We start from the raw sequence: 21,935 nt of genomic DNA, 5'->3' as shown, positions 1-21,935 counted from the left end.
GTTCAGTTCCTTCCGGCGAGGCCGGCCGTGACGCCGTCCCGCTTGCGCTGTGTGCCCGTCGGCAGCTGCTGCCGCAGGAGTTCCAGGCTGCGGGTGACGGCGCCGACCTCGTCGTGATGGCGCGGGTAGAGGACGGTGCGGCGGTCTCCGTCGGCGAGTGCCTCGGCCTGCTCCGCGAGGTGCCGCAGCGGCCGTACGACGACGATGTGCAGCCAGCCGAGACAGGCGGCCGCGGCGGTGATGCCGAGGAGACCGGCGAGGACGGTGCGGTTCTGCAGGCTGTACTCGGGGATGGCGAGGTTCGACGCGGGCTGCCAGCTGAGCACGGTCCAGCGCAGTGAACCGGCGGCGCCGCCGCCCGCGAAGGGCGCCGCGGCCGCGATCTCGATCCCGTCGCCACCACCGCGGTAGAGGACGCCGCTGGGGCGCGGACTGAGGCCCACCTTCTGCCCCGTGCCCTCCGCGAGCGCGTTGAGCCGGCCGTTGGGCAGGCTCTCGAACTCGCGGTAGCCGGTGTTGGCGCCGATCACCTTGCGCTTCTCGTCGACCACGCGGACCTCACCGAGGCCGGGGCGCTTGAGCAGCGAGTTGAGGAACTCGATGCGGAACTCGCCGACCACGGCGGCCCCTTCACGGCCCGGCACCTCGGCCGTACCGAAGATGACCGGCTCCTTGCCGCCCTCGTCGACGACCCGGATGGCCGCGTTCGACGGTCCCTTGCCTGACGGGCTGCGCGGGTCGTCGCCCGCCTTCGCCAGGACCTTGCCCTGCGCGTCGAGCACGTAGAGGGACTGATAGCGGGCGTGCTGGTTCAGGGTGCTGTCAAGGACCTTGGCCATGTCGGAGGGCTCGGTGCGGTCGCCCATGAGGGAGGCGACCGATGTGAGGTCGGCGTGGCCTTCGTTGAGGGCGCGGCGGACCCGGTCGGTGAGGGTGTCGGTGCGTTCGCGCTGGTCGTTGACCATCTGCTGGGGTACGACGACGGTGTCGCCCGCTCGGTTGAGCATCAGCATGAGCGGCGCGGACCACGCGAGCAGGAGCACCGCGCAGACCCCGAGCAGGGTGCGGCTGCCGAACCTGCGGCGGCTTGCGGGCTCCGGCTGCGTGTCGGCGGGAGCGCCGAGCAGCTGGCGGCGCAGTCGTTCGAGGGCGGCGCCGATGCGGGCGGCCTCGCCGCGGCGCGGTACGGAGACCGGCCGTTCGAGGTCGCCCCGGGTCAGCCTGCGGCCCTCGAGGAACAGCTGGATCAGCGGGCGTTGCACGGTCCGCAGGAGCAGGAAGACGGTGACTCCGCCGATGAGCAGCAGGGCGGCAGCGGCGAAAAGACCGAAGGCCGAACTGCTGGTGGCCGTCGGGTCCTCGGCGACGGGGACCATCGCGACGACGCTGAGGCCGAGCCGCGTTGCCACGGTGGCCTCGCCCGCCTCGGGCCCGGCGAGGCTCGCGTAGCCGCCGATGGCGCGCTCACCGAGGTAGCGCTCGCCGGTGAGGTGGCCGCTGACGCCGAGGAAGCCGCCGGAGCCGGGCTCCTTGGACTTGATCGGGTGCGCGCGGGTCTTCTTGGCGGCGGTCGCGGCGAAGGACTTGAGCTGCTTGTTGGACTGCTTGACCTCGTCGCGCTGCAGATCGGTGAGGACCTGCTCGGGCTCGGGGATGCCGTCGGTGCTCAGCACCTTGCCGTCCTGGCCGACGACGGCGATGGAGCGGAACTTGCCGAGGCTGATGCCGGGGAAGCGCAGGCTGCCCGAGGCGACGAGGAGCTGCTGCGGCTGTCCCTTCCAGGTGAGCAGGGCGAAGGAGAGGAGGCGCGTCTCGCCGTTCTCCAGGCGCACCATGCGCGGGGCGAGGCCGTCCTCGTCCGCGAGCTTGCCGCGGTCGATGGCGGTCAGCGGCAGGTTCTCACCGCGGGCGGCGAGGAGCTTGCCGGATGAGATCTCGACGACCGCGGTGCCCATCCACTTCTGGTAGACGCTGCCGATCTTGTCGAGCACGGCGTCGGCGGGCACCGGCTCGCCCGCGCTGAAGAGTTCGGCGGTCCGGGTCAGGTCGGTGACGGACTCGTCGACGGAGGCGCGCAGTGCGATGGCGCCGTCCTCGGCGAAGTGCTGCTGCGACGACTTGATCGCTTTGGGTACGGCTTCCTGGCCGGCGCGGCCGAGGGTCAGGGCGGTGATGCCCGCGAGGGCGAGGAGCAGAACCGACAGCACGGCGATGGGGGGACGTATGCCACCCAACAGAGACATGTCGGTTCGTCGGCGGACCTTGTGCCGCCGCTTCGAACGCGAAGCGGCCAAGGGAGGCTCCTCTCCTGGAGTGACGCGGGGACGTAGGTGACGCGGGAACGTATGAGCGCAGAGTGATGCGTTCCGGAGTGCTTGGACCTACGAGACACCCGAAGGGATGTACGAGATATGGGAAATGTGAGCTAGCTCGCGCTGATCGCTCGACATCCCTTACGTCAGGAGACGCACGTCCCCTCCGCCAGCCGATGCAGGCGGGCCCGAAGGGGTGTGCGCCCGCGTCAGCTGCCGGGCAGAGCCTCCAGCGGCTCGAGACCGTCCTTGCTCGCGCCCCGGTTCAGGAGCGTTCCCTGGGTGCGCTCGAAGGCGAGGCGGTAGCGGGAGCGTTGCTCCTCGCTGAGGTCGTCGCCGTCCCGGAGTGTGGCGGCCACGTCCAGGAGCCGGTGGTCCTGGACCGCGTCCTTGGGCAGGGCTCCCGCCTCGTCCGGGTCCGGCGGGATGTCCACGAACGTCGGTACGTACTTGGCGTCGACGTCCCACTTCCCGCCGCGCTCGACGAACTCGAACCAGCCGATGGCGCCCTCTTCGGTCAGCCCGTTCGGCACGTCGTGCCGGGCGACCTGGTTGCCGAGTCCGTACGCGATCCAGGTGCCGTCGACCTTCTCCATCGGCTGGACGACGTGCGCGTGGTGGCCGATGACGAGGTTGATGCCGGTCTCGCGCGCGATCCTGCGGCCGAGACTGAGCTGCGAGGAGCTGGCGTTGGGCTGGTTCTCACGCCCCCAGTGGACGCTGAGGATCACGACGTCGGCGCCCGCCGCGCGCGCCTTCTTCTCGGCGGCGGCGATCGCGTCGAACTTGGTCTGGTTCACGATCCACGGCTTGCCCTTGGGGACCTCGCGGCCGTTGAACCCGAAGGCGAAGGCTATCTGTGCGACCTTGACGCCCTTCACCTCGGTGATGAGCGGTTTGCCCGCTTCCGCCGCGCTGCGCGCCGACCCGGTGTGCTTCAGGCCCGCCTTGTCGAGCGTGTTCAGAGTGCGGGTGACTCCGGCGGGGCCGTGGTCGAGCGTGTGGTTGGACGCGGTCGAGCACTGGTCGTAGCCGACGTCCTTGACCGCCGTGGCGATCTGCGGCGGCACGAGGAAGTCGGGGTAGCTCTGGAAGGGGCCGCCCGGTTTGCCCACCACCGGCTCGAAGTGGCAGATGCCGAGGTCGGCCTTGCTGATGACGGGCTTGATCCCGGCCATCATCGGCCGGAAGTCGATGCCCTTCTCGCCCTTGCCCGTGGCCTTGGCGTCCTTGCGGGCCTGATCGGTCAGTTGCGGGTGGATCAGGATGTCGCCCGCGGCGGCGACGGTGAACGAGGGGCCGCCGTCGGCGGCGGGCTTGTCGTCGTCGCCGAAGGGGCCGCAGGCGGTGGCGGTGCCGGCGAGCAGGAACGCGGAGGCCGCACAGGTCACAAAATGCCTGCGGGAGGGACGTGTCATCACAGGGATATCTTTATACAACCATGGAGCACTCCCGCACCCGACTGATGACGATCGCAAAGAAGCTCGGGGTCGCCGCCGCTGTGACGGCGGTCGCGCTCAGCCTCGTACAGTGCGAATCGGCCCCCTCGGACACCTCGGACACCCCGGAGAAGGGCCACAAGCCCTCCGGCCGCCCCGGCCTGGAACGGCTGATCACCGACTACACCTCCGGCTTCCACGAGGACAGCGGATACCGCCACCCCACACGCGAGGACCGGCGCATTATGGCAGCGGGCGTCGCGCTGCTCCTCGACCACAAACGCACGGAGGCCGAACGCCGCCTGGCCGACGTGGACTTCGCGGTGCGCACGGTCGCCGATCCGGCGAGCGGCCGACGGTTCGCCGAGGTCGCCGACCGCTCCGAGGGCGGCTCGGCACCGCGCGGCTGGGGGCGCGTCTACATCGACCTCGAATCGCCCGTCCGCTGGTCGGTCCAGATCCCCCACCCCGTCGCCGACCGGAACACGGAACAACTCGGCGCGCAGCTCCTGAGCCGCTCCCCCGGTGGCGTACTGGTCGTCGCTGGCGCACATCGCAAAGCCGGGCGCGGTGACGCGGCGGATGTGGCGCACCGCAGGGACAGCGTCTTTCATGCGGTTTGCGCCGAACTCGTACGCCGGGGGCTTCCCGGCATTCAGCTGCACGGGATGGATGACGACTCCGCGCCGAAGCACGATGTCGTCGCCTCCACGGGCCGGGGCAGGGAGGCCGTCGCCGAGGGCCGCGACCTCGCGGACGCGCTGCGGGAACGGGGGTACGACGTCTGCCGGGCCTGGGCCAGATCCTGCCCGCTCGCGGGCCGCACCAATGTGCAGGGGCGTACGGCGGCGGCGCACGATGTGCCGTTCCTGCACGTCGAGTTCGGCGCCCGCATCCGCGAGGACCGCGACCGCTCACAGGAGACGGTCGAGGCACTGGCGGACGTCACACGCACCTGGCGACGCCGCGACTAGCCGCCCCGCACCGCACCCTCCCCCTCACCGCCCCGGCCCACCCGCGCGTACACCACTGCCCCCTCGACCCGCAGCACCGGCCGGTAGCCCTCCGCGAGGATCCGCCTCAGCGACGGCACCCGGTCCGGGCCGTACGGCTTGCCCCGGGAGTCATCGATCACCAGGGTCGGCGGGTGGCGGCGCAGCTCTTCGCGGAAGACGGGCCAGGTGCCGCCCACCGCGTACTTCTCCCCCACCTGGGGGCCGTTGCGGCCCCCGCTGTAGTTGGTGAGCAGCCCGGCCGTGAGGTAGCGGCTTGCGGGAGCACGGTCGGCGAGCCAGTACGTCTCCGGGTGTATCCCCCACACCAGCACCTTGTCCTTAGGTCCGGTGCGGGACTCGACCGCCTCCGCGAGCCGTGCCGCGTGCGCGAGGTCGGGGCGGGGCGCGAGGAAGCCCCAGGCCAGGAACACCGCGCACGAGCACCCCGTGGCGACGATCGCCCTGGCCGTCCGTTCACGCGGCAGGATCTGCAGCGCCGCCGTGCCCAAGAGGGCGAGCGGCGGCATGAGTTGCAGGTAGTAGTGGCCGAAGAAGTGGAAGCCGAGCAGTACGGCGGCCGCCGAGGACGCGAGCCACAGCCACAGCTCCGGCGCCCCTGTACGGGCGACGCGCAGGACGCGTACGACCGGCGGAACGATGCCCGCGCACGCCCCCGCGAGCACCAAGGCGTTCACCAACCCCCGCCCGAGCACATGGAGTTCGGAGCCCGTGAAGGAGGCGTACGCGCCCGAGCCCGTCACCGTCCAGAATACGAAGCCCGAAGGGGTCGTCAGGAGGGCCGCGGCGAGTACGGGGCCGCACAGGCCCGCCGCGATGCGCGCCACGCACCGCCGGGACGCCCCGTCCCGCCACAGCAGCCAGGCCACCGGCAGGAGCACCGCTCCCCCGGTCTGCTTGGCGAGCAGCGCGCACGCCACCGCCACTCCGGCGGCGCCCCATCTGCGGCGGTCCGCGCACCACATGGCGGCCGCCGTGCACGGCAGCATGAAGATCTCGAAGGTGGCCGCCTGGGCGTCCTGCGGGTTCAGGCCGATCGAGATCAGGAGGTACAGCACACCCGCCGTGCGGCCCGCGCCGTCCCCCCAGCGCCGCCGGGCCAGGGAGGCAAGGAGCACGGCCGTCAGGAGCTGCGCGGTGACGGCGAGCACCTTCAGCGGGAGGAGCGAGGAGTCGCCGAAGAGTGCGAAGGACCCCTCGTAGAGCCAGGGGACGAGGGGCGGCTTGCGGTCGACGACCGTCTCGTAGAGCTCGCCGCCGTGCGCCAATATCCGCGCCTGCACGGCGAGATAGCCCTCGTCCGGGCTCCACAGCGGCCACCGGAAGGAGGGCAGTCGCGTCACGCACGCCAGGGCGGCGAGCAGCGGGAGCAGGCGTGCCCAATAGGCGCCCCCGCTGCCGGGAACCTGCGCCCCGAGCGGACCCGGGCCCCGAAGGGTACGTACGGAGCGTAGCGATGCGGCGGGCGCGACGGGCATGCGATGCACGCTATCCGGCCCCGCAGTCCCTACCGGAACGGGACATACGGGGCCGGGCGTGAAGGAGTATGAAGGAGTACCGAAGAATGTCGACTACCGTGCGTCGTCAGCCTTCGCGTCGCGCTGGTGCAGACGGCTGTGCGAACGCCCGTACACGAAGTAGATCACTACGCCGATGACCATCCAGACGGCGAACCGCAGCCAGGTCTCGGCGGGCAGGTTCAGCATCAGCCACAGCGAGGCGAGCACCGAGAGGACGGGGATGAACGGCACCAGCGGGGTGCGGAAGGCGCGCGGCAGGTCGGGGCGCTGCTTGCGCAGCAGGACGACGCCGAGTGCGACCACCACGAAGGCGAACAGCGTCCCGATGTTGACCAGTTCGGCCAGCTCGTCGATGGAGGTGAAGCCCGCGACGATCGCGACGATTCCGCCGAGCAGGAGCGTCGAGCGGTAAGGAGTCCCGAACTTCGGGTGGACCTTGGAGAAGGTCTGCGGCAGCAGTCCGTCACGGCTCATCGCGAAGAAGACGCGGGCCTGGCCGAGCAGCAGGATCATGCAGACCGAGGTCAGGCCGACCGCCGCGCCGAAGCTGATCAGGCCCGCCCAGAAGGGGTGCCCGACGGCCTTGAAGGCGTCCGCGAGCGGCGCGTCCGTGGAGAGCTCGGTGTACTTCTGCATCCCTGTGACGACGACGGAGACGGCGACGTACAGGATCGTGCAGATGATGAGCGAGCCGAAGATGCCGCGCGGCACGTCACGCTGCGGGTTGCGCGTCTCCTCCGCCGCCGTGGCGACGACGTCGAAGCCGATGAACGCGAAGAAGACCACGGCCGCCGCGGTGAAGATGCCCATCACGCCGAAGTGCGAGGGCGTGAAGCCGAACATCAGCTGGACGAGGGGCGCGGCGATGCCGCTGCCGCCATCGGCGGGCTCGGACGGCGGGATGAACGGGTCGTAGTTGGAGCCGGTGATGAACAGGGCGCCGACGATGACGACCAGGAGCACCACCGTCACCTTGATGGCGACGATGACGTTCGTGACCCGCGAGGACAGCTTCATCCCGACGACCAGGATGGCGGTCAGGACGAGCACCAGGACGCAGGCGAGCAGGTCGAAGCCGAATTTCCCCTCGTGCGTGCCGCTCAGCGCCTGCGGCATGTGGAGTCCCGCGGTGTCGAGGAGCGAGCGCATATAGCCCGACCAGCCGACGGCGACCACCGCGCAGCCGAGCGCGAGCTCAAGGATGAGGTCCCAGCCGATGATCCAGGCGGGCAGCTCCCCCAGCGACGCGTAGGAGAAGGTGTACGCCGATCCCGCCACCGGCACCGTCGACGCGAACTCGGCGTAACAGAGGGCCGCGAGGCCGCAGACGAGTCCCGCGACGACGAAGGCGAGGGCGACCGATGGCCCCGCCGTCTCCTTGGCGATCTTTCCGGTCAGTACGAAGATGCCGGTGCCGATGATGACACCGACGCCGAAGACCGTGAGATCGAGGGCGGAAAGCGACTTCTTGAGCGCGTGCTCCGGCTCCTCCGTGTCCCTGATGGACTGCTCGACACTCTTCGTCCTGAAGAGGGTGCTGCTCACGGGCGTACCTCCCACGATTGTCGTCCCACGCGCTTGTCGTCGCCGGTCGTCCTCGACATGATCGGGAGGCCGAGTACCCCGTATGCCCCGGCACGGACCTATTCACGCGAATGGGCCGGTTCCACCACCCGTACAGGGTGCTGAAACCGGCCCATCGGCGGTGCGGGTTGACTCAGTCGCGCGCGGGCTCCCCCGCCTCGACGGAGTCCACGGCGGCCGTGCGCTCGAAGCGACCGTCCAGCTTGGCGACCAGGCCGGTGACCTGGCGGGAGATGTCCGGGGCCGTCAGACCGATCTCCGCCATGACCTCCTTGCGGGACGCGTGGTCCAGGAAGCGCGGCGGGATACCGAAGTCACGAAGCGGCACGTCGACGCCCGCGTCGCGCAGGGCCTGAGAAATGGCCGAACCGACACCACCCGCGCGGGAGTTGTCCTCGACGGTGACGACCACGCGGTGCTGCTCGGCGAGCGGGGCGAGCGCCTCGTCGACGGGCTTGACCCAGCGGGGGTCGACGACCGTCGTCGTGATGCCCTGCTTGTTCAGGAGGTCGGCGATCTCCAGGCACATGGGCGCGAGCGCGCCCACGGAGACCAGGAGGACGTCGGGGCGGCTGGTGCCCGCCTTGCGCAGGACGTCCATGCCGCCGACCTTGCCGACGGCCTTGACCGCCGGGCCGACCGCGCCCTTGGAGTAGCGGACGACGGTCGGGGCGTCGTCGACCTCGACGGCCTCGCGCAGCTGGAGGCGGACCTGGTCGGCGTCGCGCGGGGCGGCGATCCGCAGGGTCGGCACGCACTGCAGGATCGACATGTCCCACATGCCGTTGTGCGATGCGCCGTCCGTGCCGGTGACGCCCGCACGGTCCAGGACGAAGGTGACGCCGCACTTGTGCAGGGCCACGTCCATCAGGAGCTGGTCGAAGGCGCGGTTGAGGAAGGTCGCGTACACCGCGAAGACGGGGTGCAGGCCGCCGGTGGCCAGGCCCGCCGCCGATGTGGCCGCGTGCTGCTCGGCGATACCGACGTCGTAGACCCGGTCGGGGAACTCCTCGGCGAACTTCTTCAGGCCCACCGGCTGCAGCATGGCGGCGGTGATCGCGACGATGTCCTCGCGCTCCCGGCCGAGCTTGACCATCTCCTCGCCGAAGACGGACGTCCAGTCCATGCCGGACGCGGCGATGGGCAGGCCCGTGTCGGGGTGGATGACGCCGACGGCGTGGAAGTGGTCGGCCTCGTCCTCCAGGGCGGGCTTGTAGCCGCGGCCCTTCTCGGTGATGCAGTGCACGATGACCGGGCCGCCGAAGCGCTTGGCGCGCACCAGGGCGGACTCCAGGGCCTCGATGTCGTGGCCGTCGATCGGGCCGACGTACTTCAGGCCGAGGTCCTCGAACATGCCCTGCGGGGCGATGAAGTCCTTGAGGCCCTTCTTCGCGCCGTGCAGCGTCTCGTAGAGGGGCTTGCCGACGACCGGGGTGCGCTCCAGGAAGTCCTTGCCGCGGGCCAGGAAGCGCTCGTAGCCGTCCGTGGTGCGCAGGGTCGCCAGGTGGTTCGCGAGGCCGCCGATGGTCGGGGCGTACGAACGCTCGTTGTCGTTGACGACGATCACCAGGGGGCGGTCCTTGGCGGCGGCGATGTTGTTGAGCGCCTCCCAGGCCATACCGCCGGTGAGCGCGCCGTCACCGATGACGGCGACCACGTGGTCGTCCTTGCCCTGCACCTCGTTGGCCTTGGCGAGGCCGTCGGCCCAGCCGAGGACCGTCGAGGCGTGCGAGTTCTCGATCACGTCGTGGTCGGACTCGGCGCGCGAGGGGTAGCCGGACATGCCGCCCTTGGTGCGCAGCTTCGCGAAGTCCTGGCGGCCGGTGAGCAGCTTGTGCACGTAGCTCTGGTGGCCGGTGTCGAAGAGCACCTTGTCCTGCGGCGACTCGAAGACGCGGTGCATGGCGATCGTGAGCTCGACCACGCCGAGGTTGGGGCCGAGGTGGCCGCCTGTCTTGGAGACTGCGTCGACGAGGAAGGCGCGGATCTCGCCGGCCAGCTGGTTCAGCTCCTCCGGGCTGAGCCGGTCCAGATCGCGCGGTCCCCTGATGCGGGTCAGCAGCGGCACCCGTGCCTCCTTGCAGTAGAGCTGTTCGAGCGTTGACCGGATGTTGCCGGGCCTGTTGAGTCTAATGTTCCGCCGTTGACGACGGCGCCTGGGCCGTGAGTTCCGCGTCACGCGATCGGCGGTACGCCGACGCCGCCCGGAGGCACACAGAGAACTGCCCGGCACCGCGCCATTGCGGTACCGGGCAGCTCTGCTCTGGGTTCTGGCAGGTCAGGCGCGTCCTGCCGTCTTCTGGGTCTTGCGAGTGATGGAGTCGATCACGACCGTGGCGAGCAGTACGCCACCGGTGATCATGTACTGGACCGGCGTCGCGATACCTTCGAGCGCCAGGCCGTACTGGATCGACGTGATGACCATGACACCCAGGAGGGCGTTCCAGGTGCGGCCCCGGCCACCGAAGAGGCTGGTGCCGCCGATGACGGCCGCCGCGATGGCGTTCATCAGGAGGTCACCGGTACCGGCGCCCTGGTTGGCCGCCGCGATCTTGGAGGCCATGAAGAGGCCGCCCGCCGCCGCGAACGTACCGGCGATCGCGTAGACCGACGTACGGATCAGGGTGACGTTGATACCGGCACGGCGGGACGCCTCGACGCTGCCGCCGAGGGCGAAGACCTTGCGGCCGTAGGTCGTGCGGCGCAGCACGAAGTCGGTGCCGACCAGGAAGACCAGGAAGATCACCAGGGCGAGGGGCAGGCCCTTGTACTGGTTGAACATGATCGCGGCGGCGAAGGCCACCACGGCGAGGACCGCGGTGCGCACGATGATCTCGCTCAGCGGCCTCGACGGCACACCGGCCGCGTCGCGGCGGCGGCTGTCGAAGAAGGCGGAGAGGAAGAAGGCGGCGACCGCGACGACCGCGAGGCCGTAGGCCGCGGCGACGTCCGTGAAGTAGTACGAGGTCAGCTTGGCGATCAGGCCTTCGGAGTCCAGGTTGATCGTGCCGTTGTCACCCAGGATCTGGAGCATGAAGCCCTGCCAGAACAGCAGGCCCGCCAGGGTGACGGCGAACGCCGGGGCGCCGATGCGCGCGAAGAAGAAGCCGTGGATGGTGCCGATCACGGTGCCGGAGAGGATGGCGACGATCATCGCGATCCACTCGGGCGCTCCGTGCGTGACGGCGAGCACGGCGGCGACCGCGCCCGCGACACCGCTGACCGAGCCGACCGACAGGTCGATCTCGCCCAGCAGCAGCACGAAGACGATGCCGACCGCGATCATGCCGGTGCCGACCATGGCGACGGAGATGTTGTTGAGGTTCTCCGCGGTCAGGAAGCGCGAGTTCATCGAGGCGAAGATCGCCCAGATGATGATGAGGCCCGCGACGACCGGGATGGAGCCCAGGTCACCGGCGCGCATCTTCCGCTTGAACTCGGTGATGTATCCGGCGAAGCCCTGCTCGCGCACGAGCAGGCGGGGGTCGACCGCGGTGACGGCGTCAGCGGCGGCGGCCGGGGCGTCGACGGGTGCGTCGGCCGGTGCGTCGCCGGGCGTGGAGGTCTTGTCGATGCTCACTTCTGAGTCGCCGTTCACTTCTGGGCCTCCCCATTGCGCGCCGCGCGACGGGTCACGGCATTTTCCGTGGCACCCGTGATGGCGGAGATGATCTCTTCCTGCGAGGTGGCCTTCACGTCGAAGACTCCGTTGTTCCGGCCGAGCCGGAGCACCGCCACCTTGTCCGCGACGGCCTTGACGTCCGCCATGTTGTGGCTGATGAGAATGACCGCGTGGCCACGCTCGCGCAGCCGCTCCACCAGGTCGAGGACCTGGGCGGTCTGCTCGACGCCGAGTGCGGCGGTGGGCTCGTCGAGGATGACGAGCTTGGGCTCGCCGAGCATCGAGCGGGCGATCGCCACCGTCTGCCGCTGACCGCCGGAGAGCGAGGCGATCGGGATGCGGACGCTGGGTATGCGGATCGAGAGCGTGGTGAGCAGCTCGCGAGCGCGGCGCTCCATCTCGACCTCGTTGAGCACGCCACGCTTGCGCAGCTCACGACCGAGGTAGAGATTCCCCACGACGTCGATGTTGTCGCACAGCGCGAGGTCCTGGTAGACGGTCGCGATGCCCAGGTTCTGGGCGTCGTGCGGCTTGTTGATCGATACGGCCTTGCCGTCCCACTCGATGACGCCGTCATCGATGGGATGCACGCCGGCGATCGTTTTGACCAGCGTGGACTTTCCTGCGCCGTTGTCGCCCACCAGGGCGACCACCTCACCGGCGTGGACCTCAAGCTCTACGTCGGTGAGCGCCTGGACGGCACCGAATCGCTTGGAGACCCCGCGCAACGCCAACACGGGCGTAGCGGACACGTGAACCATCTCCTTCGCCGCCTGACCGGCGGGAGGTTGAACAGAAGAGAACGAAAAGCACGAAAAGAACGAGAACTCGGCGGATCGAGAACCGCAGAGAACTTCAGAGCGACAGAACGGCAGAACGACCAGAGCGCGTTTCTGTCCGGCACCCCGCCATAGCTGCGGGGCTGTTGGAGCGGGGCGCCGGACAGGGCTCAATGGTGGTGAAGTCCCGGAGAAACGGAGGGACTTACTTCAGGCCGACCTTGGCGCAGTCGGCCTTGTACTTGGCCGTGCAGATCTCGTCGACCGAGTAGATGCCTTCCTTGATGACGGTCTCCTTGATGTTCTTGTCGGTCAGCGAGACGACCGGCACGAGCACGGTGGGAACGTCCTTGGTCGTGGGGCTGTCGACCGTCGTCTTGGCGATGGAGTCGAGCTTCTCGCCCTTGCCGAGCGCCACGGCCATCTCCGCGGCGACCTTGGCCTCCTGCGGGTAGGACTTGTAGACGCTCATGAACTGCTCGCCCGCGACGATGCGCTGGACACCCGCGAGTTCGGCGTCCTGGCCTGTCACCGGCGGAAGCTTGGAGATGCCCGCGGCCTTGAGCGCGGTGATGATGCCGCCCGCCATGCCGTCGTTCGCGGAGTAGACGCCGACGATCTTGTCCTTACCGATCGCCGAGATCGCGCCCTCCATGTTGGCGTTGGCGTTGACCGCCTTCCACTCCTTGGTGTCGTACGACTTGCCGATCTTGACCTTGCCCTTGAGCTCGGACTCGGCGCCCTTCTTGAAGAGCTTGGCGTTCGGGTCGGTGATCGCGCCGTTCATCATCACGATCTCACCGTCCTTGGCCTTGTCGCCGAGCTCCTCGACGAGGGCCTTGCCCTGGACGCGGCCGACCTCTTCGTTGTCGAACGAGGTGTACGCGTCGATGGGGCCCTCGGCGAGACGGTCGTACGCCACGACCGGGATGTTGGCTTCCTTGGCCTTCTTGACCGACCCGGCGATCGCCTTGGAGTCCACCGCGTCCACGATCAACACGTCCACCTTGTTGGTGATCATCGTGTCGGCCTGCTGGTTCTGCGTGGACGCGTCCTGCTTGGCGTTCGCGTAGGTGATCTTGCCCTTGCCGTTGGTCAGATCCTTGACGGTCTTCTCGATCAGCGGCTTGTCGAACTTCTCGTAACGCGCGGTCTCGTTCTCCGGCAGGAGCAGACCTATATTCAGCGCGTCGCCCTTCTTGGACCCGCCCTCATCACCCTTGTCACCGTCGGACTCCTTGGCACTGCCACAGGCAGCAAGGGTGACGGCCATCGTGGTGGCGGCAACGGCAACGGCGGCACGACGCATACGCGTGTTCATTCGGGAACCTCCCTGACGTGGCCGCGTCGTTGCGGCCGAGGTGGCTCGAAGTCAACTCGGCCGCCACACCGGCGTCAAGGAGTAAATCCTTAACGAGATGACAACGGTGCCATGCGTTATCTAAGTGAAGGCAGGTGCCGTCGCGGACAGGGAGCCGTCCAAAAGGGTCGAATCGCCCATCTCGCTGAGCGCGAGAGCCAGCGCGCCCAGGACTTCCGCACGGCCCCCGAGGGCCCCGGGGAGCACGGAGAGCTGGCGCGCGGCGCTGGGGATCGCGTAGCGCCCCACGGACTCCCTTATGGGCCCAAGGACCAGCTCACCGGCCTCCGCGAGATCACCGCCGAGTACGACCCTGCTGGGGTTCAGGAGGTTGCAGAGGTTCGCCACCCCGCTGCCGATGTGCCGCCCCACGTCCGCGATCACGCGCCGGCAGCCCGGGTCCCCGTCGCGCGCGAGGGAGACCACGCGCTCCATGGTCAGCTCGGTGCCGTGGCTCGACTGGAGCAGGGGCAGCACATAGCGGGCCGCCGTGAAGGTCTCCAGGCAGCCGCGGTTGCCGCAGCGGCAGACCGGGCCCGACTCGTCCAGGGTGATGTGCCCGATCTCGCCGGCGGTGCCGCCGGGGCCCCGGTAGATCCGTCCGCTGATCACGAGCCCGGCGCCGACACCGCTCGCGACCTTGATGTACGCGAGGTCCTTGACCCCGCGGCCGCTCCCCCAGACCAGCTCGCCGAGGGCGCCGAGGTTGGCGTCATTGTCGACGTGCACGGGGACGCCGAGGCGGTCCTTGAGCTCCTCCGCGGGCTTGGTGCCGGTCCAGCCCGGCAGGATCGAGGTCGAGCCGAGCGTCCCGGACTCCACGTCGATGGGTCCCGGCACGCCGAGACCGATGCCCGCGATCTTCTCGCGGTCCACGCCGGTCACCGAGATCAGCCTGCTGACCAGCTGCTCGGCGCGGTCGAAGCCCTGCGCGGCGGACGCGTCCACGTCCAGCGGCTCGGACTCCTCGGCGAGCACCTGGTGGGCGAGGTTGCCGACCGCCACGCGCAGGTGCGTATGACCGAAGTCGACGCCGATGACGATGCCCGCGTCACCGCTGAGCGAGACGCTGCGGGCCCTGCGGCCGCCTGCCGAGGTGGGCGTGACCTCGACCGTTCCGCCGTCCTTGAGCTCCCGGACGATGTTGGAGACCGTGGCCGCGGACAGACCGGTCGACCTGGCGATCTCCGCCTGAGTGAGCGATCCGGCGAGCCGCACGGCACGTACGACCCGCTCGAGATTGGCCCGGTGCAGCGACGACTGCGACCCCGGAGTCTCCATTGACTCAGCCACCCTTTTCGGTATGACGTAACGGCTACTTAGCCGCCCGTACAAGTTGTGAACTCCAAGCTCTGCTGAAGGGGTTAGCGCAGTCAAGTCCTTGACCCAAATCGGCACTCTTGAACAGCGGGACAGGCCGGGTCCAAGTGGCGAGGATGTACCCCAAACCACCCAGACCCGGCCTGAGAGGGCCGATCCGTTACTTGACCGATCCCGCGGTGAGACCCGAGACGACGTGCCGCTCGATGAAGGCGAACAGCACGATGACCGGCACGATCGCCACCACGGAGGCCGCGAAGAGGTAGTTCCACTCCACGGTGTAGGCGCCGATGAAGTTGTTGATGCCGACGGTCAGCGGCTGCTTGTCGGGCTCGGTGGTGAGCGTGAGGCCCATCACGAACTCGTTCCACGAGGTGATGAAAGTGAAGATCACCGCGGTGACCACGCCCGGCAGTGCGAGCGGCATCGTCACCTTGATCATGGCGCCGAAACGGCTCGTGCCGTCCACCATCGCCGCCTCTTCGAGCTCGGGCGGGATCGAGCTGATGTAGGCCGTCAGGATCCACACCGCGAACGCGAGGTTGAACGCCGCGTTGGTGATGATCAGCGTCCAGACCGAGTTGAGCATGTCCAGCTGGTGGAACTCGCGGTAGAGACCGACCAGGAGGGCGGTGGGCTGGAACATCTGGGTGATCAGGACGAGGAGCAGGAAGGCCTTGCGTCCGCGGTAACGCATGCGGGCCGTGTAGTACGCGGCGGGCAGCGAGACCAGGAGCACCAGAAGTGTCGCGCCGCCCGCGACCAACAGGGTCACCTGGAGGTTCTGGCCGAGCTCCGACTCCTTCCAGACCTCGATGAAGTTCGACCACTCCAGGTCGTTCGGCAGATAGGTCCGGTCCCGCAGCTCGCTCTTGGGGCGGAGTGCGGTGATCACCATCTCCAGGTACGGAGCAAGGAAGATCGCCGCGAGCGCCCAGGCGACCACCGTGATGACCAGGGTGCGCGGCCGGAAGGTGCGTTTGGGCTTGAGCTGGGGCGCGGAGCCCTTCGGGGGCCTCGCGCGAGGCGCCGTCGCGGTGGCCATCAGTCCTCCTCGTTCCACCGGCTGACCTTCAGGAAGATCAGCACGAGCACGACGACCATCGCGAAGTTGACCACGGACATGGCGGCGGATTCGCCGATGTCGGTCTCCTTCAGCTTGTACATGAACACCATGGTCGTGGAGGTGTCATAGCCGGGACCGCCCTGCGTCATGGCCCAGATGATCGGGAAGGAGTTGAAGACGTTGATGAGGTTGATGACCACACCGACGAGGAACGCGGGCCGCAGCATCGGCAGCGTGATGTGCCGGTACGTCTGCCAGGGGCTCGCCCCGTCGATCCTGGACGCCTCGTAGACCTCGCCCGGGATGGTCTGCAGACCGGCGAGCAGCGTGTACGTGGTGAAGGGCAGTGACACGAAGATCGCCACGGCCATCATCCACGGCCAGGCCGTCTCCGGCTTGCCGAGCCAGTCCTTGGAGTTGTCGATCAGGCCGAGGTCCAGCATCAGCGTGTTGAGCACGCCCGCGGTCTGGTTGAGCATCCACTTGAAGCCGATGGCGGTCATCAGGACGGATGCCGCCCAGGGCGCGATGAGCGCCCAGCGGGTGACGGTGCGGCCGGGGAACTTCTGGTTGAACAGCTGGGCGAGGGCGAGCGAGAGCAGCATCGTCACGCTCACGACGACGACGGTCCACACGACCGTCCAGAGCAGGACCGCCCCGAAGTCGGTCTCCTCGAAGAGCTTCTTGTACTTGTCGGTCCCCGCGCTGCCGCGCACGATGCCGGCGATCGAGATGTTGAGGAACGAGGTGCGGATCAGCTCGACGACCGGCCAGATGACCACGGCGAGGATCAGCAGAATGACGGGCGCGATCCAGGGCAGCGGACCGAGTCGGGCGATACCGCTGCGACGGCTCACCGGCCTGCTGGCGCGCCCGCTCCGTCCCCGGCCGGTGTCGGCCGGGGGCGGAGGGGCCTTGAGTGACACAAGGTCTCCTAGCGAACGGGACTGACGGGACTCACGGGACTACGGGAAGAAGTGCGCGTGCCTGCTGGCTACTTGTTCTCGGCAGCCGCCGCTTCCGCCTTCTTCTGCAGGTCGCCGAGGACCGTCTTGGGGTCGTCGCTCGCGGCCTTGCCACCGGTCTTCTTCATCTCCGCGGAGATGACGTCCCAGGAGGTGTCGCCGAGCGGGTAGAACTTGGCGTTCGGCAGGACCTCGAAGAACGGCTCCAGGTCCTTGTGCTTGCCACTGGACTGCATCGTCTTGAGCGTGTCCTGGGTGACGGGCATCAGGTTGTACATCTCGTCGAACTGCAGCATCTTCTTGGAGTACGTGAAGTCCAGGAACTTCTTCACGCCCGCCTTCTCCGCGCCGCCGTCCTTGAACGCCATCATCCAGTCGGCGACACCGAGGGTGGAGTCCAGCGGGCCCGCCTTGCCGGGGATCGGCGCGACGCCGTAGTCGACCTTGCCGTCCTTGGCCATCTGGATCAGGCTCGGGTGGCCGTTGAGCATGCCGACCTTGCCCGCCGCGAAGTCGGCGAAGGCCGTCTTGCGGTCGGTGGAGGCCGGGTTGGAGTACGTGAGGCCGGGCTTGACCAGGTTCTTCTGCAGCCAGTCGAAGGTCTCGACGTTCTTGGCGCTGTCGATCGTGTACTTGCCGCTCGCGTCGGTGTAGCCACCGCCGTTGCCGAGCTCCCACATCATCGTCTCGCCCTGGGTCTCCTCGGGGCCGAGCGGGAGGGCGTACGGGGTCTCGGCGGCCTTGGACGACTTGATCTTCTTGGCGGCCGCGGCGACCTCGTCCCACGTCTTGGGCGGCGTCTTGACGCCCGCCTTCTTCAGGACGGCCTTGTTGTAGAACATCACGCGGCTGGAGGAGACCCACGGGATGCCGTACTGCGTGCCCTTCACCTCGCCGGCCTTGGCGAAGGTGGGGATGAGGTTCTCCTGCGTCTTGGGCGAGAGGACCTCGTCGGCCTTGTAGAGCAGGTCGTCCGCGACCTTGTCGGCGTAGCCGCCGGTCTGCAGGAGGTCGGGCTGGTTGCCCGCCTGGATCATGTTCTTGACGGACTTGTCGATCTCGTTCCAGTTGATGACCTGGACGTCGACCTTGTAGCCCTTGTTCTGCGCCTCGAAGTCCTTCTTGACGCCGTCCCAGTACTTCTTGGAGGCGTTGGAGGCCTTGTCGCCGTAGTCGGCGGCGACGAGCTTGATGGTCTTGCTGTCGCCGCTGTCGCTGTCACCGCCGCAGGCGCTGAGACCCAGTGCCATCGCGAGCGTTGCCGCACCGGTGGCGATTACTCGATTCCTCATGCTGTTCAACCCTTCGACATCGGTGTCGACTTGAACGCGGGCAAAGGTTCCCCCCGCGGCGCCGTGGGGCCGACATTACTCACGGCCGGAATTGGCGCAACAGGCCTAGACCACTTTCGTGGCCAAGCTGAAATCACCGCCTGTCAGGGTCACTTGAGGGCCCCGGCGGTAAGGCCCGCCTGCACCTGACGCTGGAATACCGCGTACACGACAAGTACAGGAACCATCGCGATCGTCAGGCCCGCAAAGAGCGCGCCCCAGTCGCCCCGGTAACCCTGGGAGACCGCAAGCGTGGCGAGTCCTTGCGGAAGCACATAGCTCTTCTCCTCCTCGTTGTTCAGCAGCAGCGGAAGCAGGTACTGATTCCACTGGCCGAGGAAGTTGAAGATGCCGATGCTGACCAGACCCGGCTTGGCCATCGGCAGCATGATCTGGAAGAACGTGCGCGTGTGCGAGGCCCCGTCGACCATCGCCGCCTCCTGTACGCCGGTCGGCAGTGTCCGGAAGAAGGACGTCAGGAAGAAGACGGTGAAGGGCAGCGAGTACGCGATGTACGCGATCATCAGGCCAGGGCGGGTGTCCAGGAGGCCGAAGTTCTCCATGACCGCGAAGAGCGGCACGAGGGCGAGGATGACCGGGAACATCATGCCGCCCGCGAAGAGCATGAAAACAAGCCGGTTGCCCGGAAAGGTGAAGCGGGCGATCACATACGCGGCCATCGACCCGAGCAGCATGGTGCCGGTCAGCGAACCCGCCAAAATGATCAGCGAGTTGAGCGTGTACTGACCGATGTTGGCCTCGGTCCACGCATTGGTGAAGTTCTCCCAGTGGAAGGAGGACGGCCAGCCCATCGGATCGCTGAGGATGTCGACCGAGGGGCGGAACGCGGTGAGGGCGACCCAGACGAGGGGCCCGGCCGCGAGGATCACCCACAGGGCGAGGAACGCGTGCGAGAAGACGTTCAGCGTGGCGCCGCTCTTCGAACCCGTCTCACGGCCGGGCGCGTCGTCCGGCTCGGTGCGGGGCGCGGTGGAGGAGGTGGTCATGATGCAGTGCTCCCGCGGTCTCAGTATTCGATCCGGTCGCGATTCCCGATCCTCATGACGATCAGCGAGAACGCCATGCTGAGGACGAGGAGGACGACGCCGATGGAGGTGGCATAGCCGTACTGGCCGTCACGGAATCGTTCGTAGAGGAAGACCGGGGTCACCTTCAGGACGTGCTCGGGCACCATGACCAGGACGATCGCGAACGAGTCGAGCGCCTGGATGCCCATGTAGATCCAGCCCGTCCGTACGGTGTCCCAGATCAGCGGAAGCGTCACGCTGAAGAAGGTCCGCCCCCGGCCCGCGCCGTCGAGCAGCGCGGCCTCGTAGATGTCCTTGGGGATCGCGCCCATCGCGGCGGAGAACAGCACCACGTAGAAGCCGACGAAACTCCAGGAGAGCACGACGAGTACGGCGATGAGGGCGAGGCTGCGGTCGCCGCCGAGCCAGGCGGGGCCGTCGATTCCCACCTTGTCGAGGCCGCCGTTGATCAGGCCGCTGTTGGTGTTGAGGACGCGGCCCCAGACGACGGCGATGATGGCGACGGACAGGACCTGCGGGAAGAAGTAGACGACCTTGTAGAACGACGAGCCCGCGACACCGGCGATGGCCTGGCCCTTACGGTGCCTGCCGCCCGACGTGATCATGTAGGCGAAGAACATGCCGAGTATCAGCGTGATCACCGGGGCGACGAGTGCGAGGACGACGCTCACTTCGAGCGAGTCCCAGAAGCGCTCGTCGTTCCACATCTTCGTGAAGTTGTCGAAGCCGATGAAGTTCGCCACCGGGCCGCCGGACCAGTCGGTGAACGAGTAGTAGATCGCCTGCACGAAGGGTGAGATGACGAAGAGGGCGTAGAACGCGAGCGGCAGGCCCAGAAAGCCCATGATGAAGCGGTACTTGTCGAGCGTCCGGTAGCGCCGGTCGTAGCGCACGCTCTCGGGGGTGAAGCGGGGCGGAAGGAGCACCGCCAGGAGGAACAACAGCCGGTTCGCCGACTTGGTCCCGGGCGTCCGCTCCGTCGTCTTCTTCGGGGGTGGGGAATCGTCCACCCGGGTGTCGGTCGTCATGCTGCTCCGCCCCGCCTCGCTCACATACCTGAGTTCTCGGTTCCGGTGCCGGTTCCGGTGGTGGTTCCGGTGCCGGTGGTGGTTCCGGTGGTGATCAGGACTTCTTGATCTTGCTGATGTCGGGGTCGTTCTTGATCCGGTCCGATGCCTTCTGCATCGTCTCCATCGCCTGCTTGGTGCCAATCTGGCCCAGCATGAACTTGGCGATCATGTTGTTGTAGTCCTCGCGGAACAGCTCGTTGTACCAGTCGAAGAACTTGGGGATGACGACGTTCTCGCCGGCCGTCTCGACGGCCGCCTTCGCGCTCGCCGTACCGGACGGCAGCTTCTGGCCGTCGATGGCACCCTTGACCACGGGGATCGAGCCGACCTCCTTGAACAGGTTCAGGGCGGCCTCCTTGCTGTACATCATCCGCAGCCACTCCATGCCGCCCTGCACGTTCTGGGCCTTGGAGGGGACGATGAAGGGCTCACCTGCCGGGGCGTAGAGCGTGCCGAAGGGCATCTTGTCGCCGGAGTCCAGGGACGGGGTCGCCCCGACCGTCATCTCGAAGTCCTTGGGCGTGGTGTCCTTGGCCTCGTTCTCCACCCAGGAGCCGTTGGGCACGAAGACGCACTTGCCGCCCTTGGTCCAGGCGGTCTGCATCTCCGTGTGCGCCTCGGTGCCGTCGAAGCCGGTGAGCACGTACTTCTTGGCGACGAGCTCTTCCCACGCCTCGAAGACGTCCTTGACCGCGTCGTGCTTCCAGGCGTCCGGCTCCAGGTAGTCCATGGCGGTGATGACGTCGCGCCCGCCGCGCTGGGCGAACATCGCGTACATGCTGAAGAACACGTAGCGGGGGTGGCCGCCGGGGTAGCTCCAGCCGTGGATGCCCTTGGCCTTGGCCTTCTTACAGACCGCGAGCATCTCGTCCCAGGTCTTGGGGTACTCGCTGTCCAGACCCTGCTCGAGGAGCTTCTTGGAGTACCAGTTGCCGTACACCGTCTGCGCGATGTTGAGCTGGTAGACCTCCTTGCCGCCGAAGGTGCCCATCTGCTCGACCACCGGTACGAGGGTCTCGCGCACCGTGACGCTCGGGTCGTCCCAGGAAGGGGCGTTGAGGAGCTCGCTGAGGTCGGCGACCTGCTTGTTGTGCACCAGCTTGCCGGGGTTCATCTGGTCGGCGCCGGAGTTGTTGACCACGTCCGCCGTCGGCTTGCCGCGCACGATCTTCGGCTGCACCTGAGTGGCGATCTTGGTGGTGGCCTTCTGCTGCGCGTCGGACTTCGGGTACTGCTTCTTGTACATGTCGGTGACGAACAGGGCGTACTTGTCCTCGTAGCCGCCGTTGAAGATGTAGACCGCGAGACCGGCGTCGGTCTTCACGCCCAGCGGGTTCTTCTTCGACTTCGTACCCTTTTCCGCCTTGTTCTCTTCACCGCCACCGCTCGCGCAGGAGCTCAGGGCGCCCACGGCCGGCACTGCGAGAAGGCTGGCGGCCACCGTCCTCTTCATCACGTCACGACGGTTGATGCTGGTGGATCCCATGCTCAAGTCCTCGCCTTCC

16 protein-coding genes are annotated in these 21,935 nt (G+C 67.9%); 1 reads left to right on the top strand and 15 read right to left on the bottom strand.

The features are described 5' to 3' along the window. Positions 1-2: 2 nt before the first annotated feature. Positions 3-2,243 carry a HAMP domain-containing protein gene (locus ACFQ7F_RS09420; RefSeq protein WP_383268587.1) on the bottom strand — a complete coding sequence of 747 codons (2,241 nt, stop codon included), beginning with the start codon at positions 2,241-2,243 and terminating at the stop codon, positions 3-5. 278 nt (positions 2,244-2,521) lie between these two features. Beyond that, positions 2,522-3,730 (bottom strand): CapA family protein, encoded by a 1,209-nt coding sequence (locus tag ACFQ7F_RS09415; protein WP_383268543.1) that lies wholly within the window; start codon positions 3,728-3,730, stop codon positions 2,522-2,524. 23 nt (positions 3,731-3,753) lie between these two features. Here ACFQ7F_RS09415 and ACFQ7F_RS09410 point away from each other — a divergent pair, with 23 nt between their 5' ends. After that, the gene (locus ACFQ7F_RS09410; protein WP_383268541.1) at positions 3,754-4,725 is read left to right on the top strand and encodes a hypothetical protein; all 972 of its coding nucleotides are present in this window, start codon (positions 3,754-3,756) and stop codon (positions 4,723-4,725) included. Here ACFQ7F_RS09410 and ACFQ7F_RS09405 read toward each other — a convergent pair. From ACFQ7F_RS09405 to ngcE, 13 genes are all read right to left on the bottom strand, one after another. Further along, a complete protein-coding gene (locus tag ACFQ7F_RS09405) occupies positions 4,722-6,242 on the bottom strand; it encodes an ArnT family glycosyltransferase (RefSeq protein WP_383268538.1) in 1,521 nt (506 codons plus the stop codon). The two genes, ACFQ7F_RS09410 and ACFQ7F_RS09405, sit on opposite strands and share 4 nt — an antisense overlap. A gap of 93 nt (positions 6,243-6,335) precedes the next feature. Next, a complete protein-coding gene (locus ACFQ7F_RS09400) occupies positions 6,336-7,829 on the bottom strand; it encodes an amino acid permease (RefSeq protein WP_383268536.1) in 1,494 nt (497 codons plus the stop codon). Positions 7,830-8,001: 172 nt separating this feature from the next. Further along, complete coding sequence (gene dxs / locus ACFQ7F_RS09395) at positions 8,002-9,936, bottom strand: 1-deoxy-D-xylulose-5-phosphate synthase (protein ID WP_383268534.1); 1,935 nt, start codon at positions 9,934-9,936, stop codon at positions 8,002-8,004. Between the two features lie 210 nt (positions 9,937-10,146). Then, on the bottom strand, positions 10,147-11,448 hold the full coding sequence (locus tag ACFQ7F_RS09390; RefSeq protein ID WP_383268585.1) for a sugar ABC transporter permease: 1,302 nt from the start codon (positions 11,446-11,448) through the stop codon (positions 10,147-10,149). Between the two features lie 14 nt (positions 11,449-11,462). Then, complete coding sequence (locus tag ACFQ7F_RS09385; protein WP_383268531.1) at positions 11,463-12,251, bottom strand: ATP-binding cassette domain-containing protein; 789 nt, start codon at positions 12,249-12,251, stop codon at positions 11,463-11,465. Between the two features lie 223 nt (positions 12,252-12,474). Then, positions 12,475-13,590: a sugar ABC transporter substrate-binding protein gene (locus ACFQ7F_RS09380; protein WP_383268529.1), complete on the bottom strand. Its 1,116-nt coding sequence runs from the start codon at positions 13,588-13,590 to the stop codon at positions 12,475-12,477. A gap of 120 nt (positions 13,591-13,710) precedes the next feature. Further along, on the bottom strand, positions 13,711-14,910 hold the full coding sequence (locus ACFQ7F_RS09375) for an ROK family protein (RefSeq protein ID WP_383268526.1): 1,200 nt from the start codon (positions 14,908-14,910) through the stop codon (positions 13,711-13,713). A gap of 199 nt (positions 14,911-15,109) precedes the next feature. Next, complete coding sequence (locus tag ACFQ7F_RS09370; RefSeq protein ID WP_383268523.1) at positions 15,110-15,994, bottom strand: carbohydrate ABC transporter permease; 885 nt, start codon at positions 15,992-15,994, stop codon at positions 15,110-15,112. Next, positions 15,994-16,941: a carbohydrate ABC transporter permease gene (locus tag ACFQ7F_RS09365; RefSeq protein ID WP_383268520.1), complete on the bottom strand. Its 948-nt coding sequence runs from the start codon at positions 16,939-16,941 to the stop codon at positions 15,994-15,996. Before ACFQ7F_RS09365 ends, ACFQ7F_RS09370 begins: the two co-directional genes overlap by 1 nt. 68 nt (positions 16,942-17,009) lie before the next feature. Next, positions 17,010-18,272 carry an ABC transporter substrate-binding protein gene (locus tag ACFQ7F_RS09360; RefSeq protein WP_383268517.1) on the bottom strand — a complete coding sequence of 421 codons (1,263 nt, stop codon included), beginning with the start codon at positions 18,270-18,272 and terminating at the stop codon, positions 17,010-17,012. A gap of 149 nt (positions 18,273-18,421) precedes the next feature. After that, positions 18,422-19,318: a carbohydrate ABC transporter permease gene (locus ACFQ7F_RS09355; RefSeq protein WP_383268514.1), complete on the bottom strand. Its 897-nt coding sequence runs from the start codon at positions 19,316-19,318 to the stop codon at positions 18,422-18,424. A gap of 20 nt (positions 19,319-19,338) precedes the next feature. After that, entirely contained in the window at positions 19,339-20,205 is an 867-nt protein-coding gene (locus ACFQ7F_RS09350; protein WP_383268582.1) for a carbohydrate ABC transporter permease, read from the bottom strand. A gap of 277 nt (positions 20,206-20,482) precedes the next feature. Next, positions 20,483-21,916 (bottom strand): N-acetylglucosamine/diacetylchitobiose ABC transporter substrate-binding protein, encoded by a 1,434-nt coding sequence (ngcE, locus tag ACFQ7F_RS09345; RefSeq protein ID WP_383268511.1) that lies wholly within the window; start codon positions 21,914-21,916, stop codon positions 20,483-20,485. Between the last annotated feature and the right edge of the window lie 19 nt (positions 21,917-21,935).

The organism is Streptomyces sp. NPDC056486 (genome assembly GCF_042795295.1).
GTDB lineage: Bacteria > Actinomycetota > Actinomycetes > Streptomycetales > Streptomycetaceae > Streptomyces.
The sequence above is the reverse complement of the archived record's forward strand: the minus strand, read 5'-3'. Positions and strand labels throughout refer to the sequence as shown.